This is a genomic window from Syntrophobacterales bacterium (genome assembly GCA_019429105.1).
Classification (GTDB): domain Bacteria; phylum Desulfobacterota; class Syntrophia; order Syntrophales; family UBA5619; genus DYTH01.
On the sequence record JAHYJE010000062.1, the window covers coordinates 1 to 9,241 of the forward strand.

10 protein-coding genes are annotated in these 9,241 nt (G+C 54.6%); 2 read left to right on the forward strand and 8 right to left on the reverse strand.

What is annotated here, in order from left to right:
- Positions 1 to 150 precede the first annotated feature (150 nt).
- Positions 151 to 606 (forward strand): DUF547 domain-containing protein, encoded by a 456-nt coding sequence (locus K0B01_13960; protein MBW6487244.1) that lies wholly within the window; start codon positions 151 to 153, stop codon positions 604 to 606.
- A 41-nt stretch (positions 607 to 647) separates the two neighbouring features.
- Positions 648 to 1,361: a TVP38/TMEM64 family protein gene (locus K0B01_13965; GenBank protein ID MBW6487245.1), complete on the forward strand. Its 714-nt coding sequence runs from the start codon at positions 648 to 650 to the stop codon at positions 1,359 to 1,361.
- A gap of 575 nt (positions 1,362 to 1,936) precedes the next feature.
- On the opposite strand, the gene K0B01_13970 is transcribed toward K0B01_13965, so the two are convergent.
- The 8 genes from K0B01_13970 to K0B01_14005 form a co-directional block, all read right to left on the reverse strand.
- Complete coding sequence (locus K0B01_13970; GenBank protein ID MBW6487246.1) at positions 1,937 to 2,563, reverse strand: hypothetical protein; 627 nt, start codon at positions 2,561 to 2,563, stop codon at positions 1,937 to 1,939.
- Positions 2,564 to 2,581: 18 nt separating this feature from the next.
- On the reverse strand, positions 2,582 to 2,800 hold the full coding sequence (locus K0B01_13975) for a hypothetical protein (protein MBW6487247.1): 219 nt from the start codon (positions 2,798 to 2,800) through the stop codon (positions 2,582 to 2,584).
- Positions 2,801 to 3,017: 217 nt separating this feature from the next.
- Positions 3,018 to 3,830, reverse strand: a complete 813-nt coding sequence (gene mazG, locus K0B01_13980; GenBank protein MBW6487248.1) for a nucleoside triphosphate pyrophosphohydrolase — start codon at positions 3,828 to 3,830, stop codon at positions 3,018 to 3,020.
- A 113-nt stretch (positions 3,831 to 3,943) separates the two neighbouring features.
- Positions 3,944 to 5,245: a (Fe-S)-binding protein gene (locus K0B01_13985; GenBank protein ID MBW6487249.1), complete on the reverse strand. Its 1,302-nt coding sequence runs from the start codon at positions 5,243 to 5,245 to the stop codon at positions 3,944 to 3,946.
- Positions 5,238 to 6,662, reverse strand: a complete 1,425-nt coding sequence (locus K0B01_13990) for an FAD-binding protein (protein MBW6487250.1) — start codon at positions 6,660 to 6,662, stop codon at positions 5,238 to 5,240. Before K0B01_13990 ends, K0B01_13985 begins: the two co-directional genes overlap by 8 nt.
- A 27-nt stretch (positions 6,663 to 6,689) precedes the next feature.
- Positions 6,690 to 7,577: an MBL fold metallo-hydrolase gene (locus K0B01_13995; GenBank protein MBW6487251.1), complete on the reverse strand. Its 888-nt coding sequence runs from the start codon at positions 7,575 to 7,577 to the stop codon at positions 6,690 to 6,692.
- Positions 7,578 to 7,921: 344 nt separating this feature from the next.
- The gene (locus K0B01_14000) at positions 7,922 to 8,974 is read right to left on the reverse strand and encodes a sigma-54 dependent transcriptional regulator (GenBank protein MBW6487252.1); all 1,053 of its coding nucleotides are present in this window, start codon (positions 8,972 to 8,974) and stop codon (positions 7,922 to 7,924) included.
- A 138-nt stretch (positions 8,975 to 9,112) separates the two neighbouring features.
- Positions 9,113 to 9,241, reverse strand: a 129-nt coding sequence (locus K0B01_14005) for a rod shape-determining protein (GenBank protein MBW6487253.1), incomplete at its 5' end; no start/stop codon positions are given.

Below are 9,241 nucleotides of genomic sequence, written 5' to 3' on the forward strand. Positions count from 1 at the left end.
GGAAAGCTACCATCATAAACTCGATCTTCCGGAATCATGGCCCACCTCCTGTTCATGTTTTTGAAAAACAAGTAACAGAGTCAGGCATATTTGTCAACTGTTTATTTAGTTATGTATCGTTGTAGGGTTAAAGGGCCGTGGGATCAGCCGGTGGTGCGGTTGTTCGGAAACACCATCACCCTGAATACCCTGGAACACGGCATCCTGCGCAAGCAGTACAATGAACCCCGCCTGCACATGGCGCTTGTCTGCGCGGCAAAGGGGTGTCCCCCGTTGCGCAGCGAGGCGTTTACGGGGGAGCGCCTGAACGAACAGTTGGACGACCAGGCGAGGCGATTTCCGGGCAACCCGCTTGCCTTCCGGATCGACCGCAGGAACGAGGTTGTCTACTTCTCGTCGATCTTCAAGTGGTATGGCGACGATTTCCGCGCCAGGTATGCCCCGACTACCGGGTTCATCGGACTGAACGAAACTCGGCGTGCGATAGCCAATTTCTGTTCACGGTATCTCTCCGATGCCGACCGGAAGTACCTGGAAGCGGGCGGCTACGCCGTCAAGTTTTTGGACTATGACTGGTCGCTAAATGAACGAAAGGGGAGGCCATGACTTCGGAGACAAACAAAGCCGCCCGCAAGCGCTATGTCATCATGGGCATGAAGGGTGTTGCCCTGGCCGCAATACTCGTCGGGCTCCTTTTGGCGGCGAAACAATTCAATCTGCAACAATTGTTTCGTGACACCCTGGCGTGGGTAGAAGCAGCCGGCCCTGTCGGTCCCCTGGTCTTCTTCGGGCTCTACATTGCAGCCTGCGTGTTCATGCTGCCCGGATCGATCCTGACCCTCGGGGCGGGCGTGGTCTTCGGCGTCGTTAACGGCTCGCTGCTCGTCTCGCTCTCTTCAACCGTCGGGGCGACGGCTGCCTTCCTGATCGGGCGATATTTGGCGCGGGAAATGGTCGCTCGCCGGATCAAGGGGAACGTCACATTTAACGCAATGGACCAGGCTGTCGCTTCCGAAGGCTGGAAGATCGTCGGCCTCACCCGGCTTTCACCGGTCTTCCCGTTCAACCTGCTCAACTACGTGTTCGGGTTGACGCGCGTATCGCTGCGCGACTACGTGCTTGCCTCCTGGATCGGGATGATCCCCGGTACCGTAATGTATGTCTATCTCGGTTCACTGGCCGGCTCTCTGGCGGAGCTGGGTGGGAAGGATAGCGGACGCGCCCGGACTCTCGCCGAATGGGCGCTTTATGTGGTCGGCCTCATCGCCACGGTGGCGGTTACCGTGGTCATCACTCGCATCGCCCGCCGCGCGTTGAACCGCCGCATCAACCCATTGGCGGGACCAAAGGAGGTGCCATGATGGAATCATCCATACGCACGGTACCAGCACTACTCAGGAAACTTTTTATTGCCCATTTTATTGTCGATTACCTCTTTGCAATTCCCCTAATGGCTGCCCCACAATACTGAGCCAATTGCAAAACCATTTGTCATTCCCGAAAGCGGAGCTTAATGTACACAATGCTTCTATCGGGAATACGGTTTTTTAAGCAGTTAGAACCAGATTATGAACATTAAACTTCGTTTTCCCGCTTAAAATCATTGCGGGAATGACAGAATGTGAGAGTTTTGCAATTGCCTCTACTGTTTAAAGTTGTTGGGCTGGCAGAGTGTTGATCCTGTCGCAACACGGTTGGTGGCTGCCGCTCTGCTGGGTATTGGCGGTATCTCCTTTATCGCACGCAATGCCGACAATATTGCTTTTCGGCACATGCTCACCATGAAACTTCTCTGGTCGAGCGCTGCGGTTCTCGGATTATCTTTATCTGTGATCGAGGGATCGCCTCCTGCGGACACCACTGGATGCAGGCAAGGCACTGTTCACAGTGGTGCAGCCAGGTAGGTCTGTCTCCGGGAATGTTGATACACTAAGAGCTACAGATACCTGCCGACAAGCGGTGCCAGCTTCTGTCTGGTCGCTTCGGGAATAACGGCACGGTCGTTAATAACGGCAGACTGCATCGCACTGACGCAGGCGCAGAGACGCTCGTTACCGATTTCGGCTGCTGCATGACGGATAATGTTCTTCGCCATGGTCACGTTTTGATGGATGATCCTGATGATAGTTTCGACCGTAACATCCTCATGTGACTCGTGCCAACAATCATAATCGGTTGAAAGTGCGATGATGCCGTAGCATATCTCGGCTTCACGAGCCAGTTTGGCTTCAGTCAGATTGGTCATGCCGATAACGGAAGCCCCGAGTGCCCGATAGGAAAATGATTCGGCGCGGGTCGAAAATGCCGGCCCCTCTATACAGATGTATGTCCCCCCTTTGTGGGCAGTAGCCCCGGCTTTTTGCGCAGCGCTGAAGAAAAGATGAGAGAGATCTCCACAGACCGGGTTGGCAAATCCGACGTGGGCAACAACGCCGTCACCGAAAAAAGTATCCTTCCTGACCCCTTTGGTCCGATCGTAAAACTGGTCCGGAATGACGATATGCCCTGGTGCGATGGCATCTTTCAGGCTTCCCACCGCCGAGACGGAGATAATCCGTTCCACACCAAGTGTCTTCATACCTTAGATATTGGCGCGATAATTGATTTCAGAGGGAAGCAGGCGGTGTCCCCGCCCATGGCGGGGAAGAAACACCATCTTTACCCCGTTCAGTATGCCGGTGACAAATTCGTCAGACGGATCGCCAAAAGGAGTTTCAATCTTTATCCGCTCCACCTGCTCCAACCCTTCCATATCATACAGTCCGCTGCCTCCGATTACACCGATAGTCGTTTCGTTCATGCTGTAATTTCCTTTCGTATTCAAATCACTCCAACCGAATGATAAGACATTGCTTTTAGACGGTCGGAGTATAGGGGAGGCTGTTTTGGCTTGTCAAGAAATATTTTACGGCTGTTTTCAACCGAAAAGCAGGGGTTGGCGATACCGTTGGGCAAGAGAGGCGGCTCGGTGACAGACCTTTTGAGAAAGCTTAATTTTCATAAATCTCAATGCTCGTTCAGGGTTTCCCTGCTGAGTTATTTTTCGCTTCGTTCCAGAGCCGCTCCATTTCGACGAGGGAAGAATCCGCCGGGGTCTTGCCTTGTGAGGCAAGGACCTTTTCGATATGGGCGAACCGATGGTTGAACTTTCCGAGGGAACTGCGGAGGGCCGCTTCTGCATCCACGCGGACAAAGCGGCAGAGGTTGACAAGTGTGAACAGGAGATCGCCGGCCTCATCGTGCATGGCCCCTTGAGCGCCTTTTTCCAGGGCGGCTCGGAATTCGCCGAGTTCCTCATCGACTTTCTTCAGCACCCCGGCGGTGTTGTCCCAATCGAATCCGACCGTTGAGGCCCGGGCGGTGATCTGCTGGGCCTTTGTCAGCGTGGGAAGGGAGCGGGAGACGTCGGCGAACAGACGGGCATTGCCGGTTTCCTTGTGTTCGACCTCCTTTTTGATTCGCTCCCAGTTAGCGCGGACCTCCTCGACATTCTTAACCTTGACGTCGCCGAAGACATGGGGATGGCGGCGGATCATCTTCTCGGTGAGCGCCTGCATAACGTCGGCAATGGAGAATTCTCCCGCCTCCTCGGCCATCCGGGCGAGGAAGAGGATCTGAAAAAGAAGGTCTCCGAGCTCTTCCATGAGCGCCGGCGGCGAGCCGCCTTCAATGGCCTCGACGACCTCATAGGACTCCTCGAGGAGGTAACGGGCGATATCAGCCTGCTTGCGGGATTGGTCCCAGGGGCAGCCGTCGGGAGAGCGCAACCGGACGACCAGAGCGAGCAGTTCCCGGAATTTATCTTCGACCTGGGTGTTGGCTGGTTTCATAGGAAAATGCGTGCATAAATCATTAAGTTATAGGGGTTTCTCTTCAGGGAGCCACTGCGGACGCGACTGAAGGCCGTCCCTCCATTTTAATCCATTTTTGTGAGGTAAATTGCTCATTTGGGAAGGGCGCGTCCGAGGAGTTCCACGATGTGCAGGACAGGCTGTTTCAAACCCATCTCCCGGACGCCCCAGGCGAGTTGGAGATGGCACCCGGGGTTACCCGTGACGAGAACGTCGGCGTCGGTGGCCCGCACATTGTTTAGCTTCCTTTCGAGAAGCTTGCGGCTGGTCTCGATCTCCTTGAGGGCGAAGGAACCCGCCATCCCGCAGCACCAGTTAGACTCCTTCATCTCCCGGAGCTCAACGCCGGGGATCTGCCGGAGCACCTGGCGCGGGGGTACGGAAAGGCCCTGGCCGTGAACGAGGTGACAGGGCTCGTGATACGTGACGCTGAGCGGCACTTCTTTGAGCTCCTCGGTCCTGATTCCGACCTCCGCGAGAAATTCGGAGATGTCGCGGATCTTGGAGCGAAACAGCCGGAGCCGCTCGTGATCGGCATGGCCGGCGAGGAGTTCCTCATACTCCTTTAAGGCACAGCCGCAGCCGGCGCAGTCGGTGACGATATATTCACAATCCAGTCCGAGGAAGAGTTCGAGATTGATCAGGGCCAGGCGCCGGGCGGTTTCGCGATCCCCTTCGGCCAGGTGGGGGGCGCCGCAGCATTTTACCTGCGCCGGGGTGACAACCTCGAAGCCCTGCTGGGCCAGAATGCGGGCGGTTTGCCGGGATACGTCCGGGAAGACCAGGCTCATGGCGCAGCCGAGGAAAAAGGCCACTCGGCCCCGTTTCTTCCCCTGAGCCGGGATGACCGCCGGGATGTTGAGGCGGAGCGGCCGACCGAGGGTGGGGAGGATCCCCTCCATCTTGGCCAGGGTGTCGGGGAGAAAGCGGTTCAGTCCGAGCCGACGAACGGCCCACTGCACGCCGAGGCGCTGGTAGAGACGGACGGGCAGGAGAGACGTCTCCATCATATCAGGGGAGGGCAGCATCCGCTTGAGGATGAAGTCGCGCAGGATACCGGCGGGGACGGAAGGGGGATGGAAGTTCTGTTCCTGGCTGCGGCAGAATTCCATGATCGTCCCGACTTGCACTCCCGAGGGACATGCCGTGGAACAAGCCTTGCAGTCCAGGCAGAAGAACGCCTCCTCGCCGACGGCGGCAGTGAATTCCAGCCGTCCCTCCGCCACGGCGCGGGCCAGGGCCGCGCGGCCCCGGGGACTGGAGCGCTCCCGATTGGTCAGGGCGTAGGTGGGGCAGACGGCAAGACAGAAGCCGCAGCGCATGCACTGCAGGATCGATTCATAGCTCGGGGCGTCGGCCGGATTGAAATTGCCAACAGGAGAAGATTCAGGCATGGAGTCCTCCCTCAGTCCGGACCTTGGTAGAGGATGCATCATCAATGAAGATCTTCCCCGGATTGAGCAGACCTCCCGGGTCGAAGGAGTTTTTGATCCGGCGCATGACACCCATGCCGCCCTCGCCAAACTGGCGGAGCAGATAGCCCTTCTTGGCGATCCCGATTCCGTGTTCGCCGGAAACCGTTCCCCCCATCGCCAGGACCTTTTCGTACAGTTCGGCGAAGAAGGCATGGACATGCTCAATTTCCGTGCGGTTGCGCTCATCGGCAAGGGCCGTGGGGTGGAGGTTGCCATCCCCCGCGTGGCCGAAGGTGGCCACCCGGACCTGATATTTCTCCTTGAGCCTTTCGATTTCGGCAAATGTTTCGGATAGACGGCTCCGGGGGACGGTGGCGTCTTCCAGGATCGTGGTGGGCGAAACGCGGGCCACTGCCGAAAGGGCGGTTCTCCGGGCGGCGGCAAGGCGGGCCGCCTCGGCGGGGGTTTTTGCCTGATGGATTTCAGCAGCCCTGACCTCTTCCAGGATTCTCCGGACCCCTGCCGCCTCTTCGGCAACTACCGCGGGGTGACCGTCAACCTCGATCAAAAGGAGAGCCTCCATCTGGCGGGGAAGTCCGATTGCGGCATAGTCCTCGACGCAGTTGATTGTCATTTTGTCCATAATTTCGAGGGTCGCGGGGATGATCCGGGCGGCGATGATCCTCGACACCGCCTCGCCGGCGGTGCGGATATCCCGGAAAGAGGCAAGCAGGGTGCGCTTTTCCTGGGGCGGGCTGATCAGACGGACCGTGATTTCGGTGATGATCCCGAGGGTTCCCTCGCTGCCGACGAGCAGGTCGCGCAGCGAATAGCCGGCTACATCCTTGACGCATTTCCCCCCGGTTTTGAACTCCGTCCCGTCGGCAAGGAGGCCGGTCAGGGCCATCACGTAGTTTCTGGTTACGCCGTATTTGAGGCCACGGAGCCCCCCTGCGTTTTCCGCGACGTTGCCGCCGAGCGTCGAGACGTTCTGCGAACCGGGATCGGGCGGGTAGAAAAGCCCCCGCGCAGATACGGCATTGAACAGATCAATCGTAATGACGCCCGCTTCGGCGGTGGCGGTCAGATTCTCCTCGTCGATCTCGATGATTTTATTCATCCGGGTGAGGCCGAGAACCATGCCGCCATTGATCGGGGTGCTCCCGCCGGAGAGCCCCGTTGCCGCGCCGCGGGGCGTGACAGGGAGGCCTTCTGCGCGGCTGATGGCAAGCGCCGCCCTCAGACCCTCGATATTTTCCGGAAACACTGCCACGTCGGGAAGGGCGCTGACCTCCGGGGTTGCGTCATACCCGTAAACGAGAAGATCTTCTTTTTCATCGTAAACGTTTTTCGCACCGACGTGGTTTCTGAGCTGATCGATAACCGCTTTTGTCAACATGAGACGCCTCACAGATTCTTATGCTTAAAGATTTATTTCGAGACCTTCGTACGCCATATAAAGGATAGGCGTTCCGGGGGATGGTGAAAACCGCTCCTCCAACTGTTTTTTAATCCGGTCAAGCTCATCATCGCTGCGCAGAGGTTCATGGTGAGTAAAGTACAGGGATGGGACTTCTGCTTTTTTTGCCATCTCGATACAGTACTCATAAGTGCCGTGCCCCCATCCTTTTTTTACCGGATATTCTTCACTGGTGTATGCGGAATCGGCAATAATGACATCGGCGCCCCTTATGAAATCGTGAAGGAAAGCGTTTTTATGCTGGATAATTTGGTTATATTCTTCATATGAGTCGTCTTCAGGACTGTAAATATTGAACAATTCTTCATTGTTGCCGGTGAAAAAAACCTTTTTCCCATTGCTCTCAATAAGATATCCGAAATTAAGGGCGGTGTGGTTCGTTATTATGCCTGTAACCAGAGTTGACCCAATTTCTGTTGCTTGCCGTTCGCGAAGTGATTTGTATTGTATATCAGCGGCAAGTTCGGCTTCTCTGACGGGGAAGTAGCAGTACGCCATTTGATCGCGCAGCACATCCCCGATATCTTTTTGCAGCAGGGGATCAAATGCTCCGTAGATTCGGACATTGTTGCCGGATATAAAAAGCGGAAGGAAAAAGGGAAGACCCTGGATATGATCCCAGTGTGTATGGGTGATAAATATATGACAGGTAAGGGGCATTGCGCTTAGAAGCTGCTGAGACAGGGGATATATCCCCGTGCCCGCATCAAGGATGATTGTCTGCCCGCTGTCGGTTTTTACCTCGATGCAGGTTGTGTTGCCACCGTATCTGACGGTTTTTGCCCCTGGCGAAGGCATCGAACCGCGCACCCCCCAGAATCGTATTTTCAAATTCCCTATCCCCCTCTTCTTGCAGAAAAGTTGATTCCCTGCTGCCGATCCGCCTGTGCGGTTGCAAGACAAAGGCAATCTTCCCCGGCTACTGCCGCAAAAAAGATTTGTCTAAAGATGCAGTTACATCTCCCAAAGATAATATGACATTCTCCATGCCTTCAGCTCCCAAAAGGGCATAAATTTCAGCGGGGAGCTCCTGAACAATGTTATCGCCGCTGTATTACATCCACCACCTCCCGGGGTGGGCAATTTATGCCGGATGTTAAATCCATGAGCCCTTGAACGCTTTGCGGAAAAGCGGGCATTTTTTCAATCAGTGTGAGTAGATCCATTTTTGTCTGCTATACCTGCGTTATTTTGAATCTTTTTAATTTTTCCACCAGGGTCGTTCTGTTTATTCCCAAAAGGGTTGCCGCTCTGCTCCTGACTCCGTCGGTTTTCTTTAGAGCCCTGCAGAGCAAATCCTTTTCAAAATCTTCAACTGCCTTGTTTAAATCAATGCCTTCCTTGGGGAAACCGCAATCAGATTCCGCGGGGCATATCCTCTTGGCAGCAGCAATCATTTTGGCAGGGAGGTCATCGACGGTTACTTCTCCGTTTTCCTTAATGACAACGATTCGTTCGATCAGATTCTGCAGCTCGCGGACGTTTCCCGGCCAAGGATAATTCTGAAAAATACTCATTACTGCTTCTTTTATTCCTGTCACGTTCTTATTGTTAAGATTGTTAAATTTATCAAGAAAATACAAGGCAAGGATGGGGATGTCGATCTTTCTTGACCGTAGCGGCGGCATATAAATCGGGATTACATTGACGCGATAAAAAAGATCATCCCGGAATTTTTTATCGGCCACTGCCTTTTCCAGATCCTTATTTGTTGCTGAGATAATGCGGACATCTGCTTTTATTGTTTTGACGCCTCCCACCTTTTCGAACGCCTTTTCCTGAATGACGCGCAGCAGTTTTACCTGCAGCGCCGGGCTCATATCGCCTATTTCATCGAGAAAAATAGTGCCTCCTTGTGCAAGCTCAAATCGGCCTGCGCGGCTGCGGATGGCGCCGGTAAATGCCCCCCTTTCATGGCCGAACAGTTCGCTTTCAAGCAGTTCTTCCGGAATGGCGCCGCAATTTACGGCAACTATTTTACTGTTTTTTCTACTGCTGTTGCAATGGATTGCCCGCGCAACGAGCTCTTTGCCGGTTCCGCTTTCTCCATACAAGATGACGGTGCTTTCTGAGTTTGCGACCTTTGCAGTTGTTTCAAAGACCTTCAACATAGGTTCACTGCGACCGATCAGCTCTCCAAAATCTAATCCATCCATTAAATTGTTTTTTGCAATTTCCTTTCTATCGCATTCTAAAATACAGGGTGAGACCTTCTCCGTTGTCAGCATGATGTTGGCTCCGTGGAGGATTTTACAGATAAGGCTGAGGGAACGAGGTTCAGGCCTCCATCAGTTACTTTTCTTAAACTGTAAAATATTACTCTCGCTGTCAGAATATTTCAAGATAATTGCTTCTCGAAAACAGTTTCATGTTTGAAAGGTGACCTCTTTGAGGATATCAATGTGATCGAGGGCCATACCGGCGCCCCGGGCGACGGTGGTGAGCGGGTCGTCGGCGATGATGGTCGGAAGCCCCGTTTCCTCTTTGATCAGCAA

What these genes read in the sequence shown, in the direction of transcription:
- K0B01_13975 (MBW6487247.1), bottom strand. Translation starts at nt 2,800, where the DNA reads ATGAACGAAACGACTATCGGTGTAATCGGAGGCAGCGGACTGTATGAT.
- K0B01_14000 (MBW6487252.1), bottom strand. Translation starts at nt 8,974, where the DNA reads ATGCTGACAACGGAGAAGGTCTCACCCTGTATTTTAGAATGCGATAGA.
- mazG (MBW6487248.1), bottom strand. Translation starts at nt 3,830, where the DNA reads ATGAAACCAGCCAACACCCAGGTCGAAGATAAATTCCGGGAACTGCTC.
- K0B01_13965 (MBW6487245.1), top strand. Translation starts at nt 648, where the DNA reads ATGGGCATGAAGGGTGTTGCCCTGGCCGCAATACTCGTCGGGCTCCTT.
- K0B01_13985 (MBW6487249.1), bottom strand. Translation starts at nt 5,245, where the DNA reads ATGCCTGAATCTTCTCCTGTTGGCAATTTCAATCCGGCCGACGCCCCG.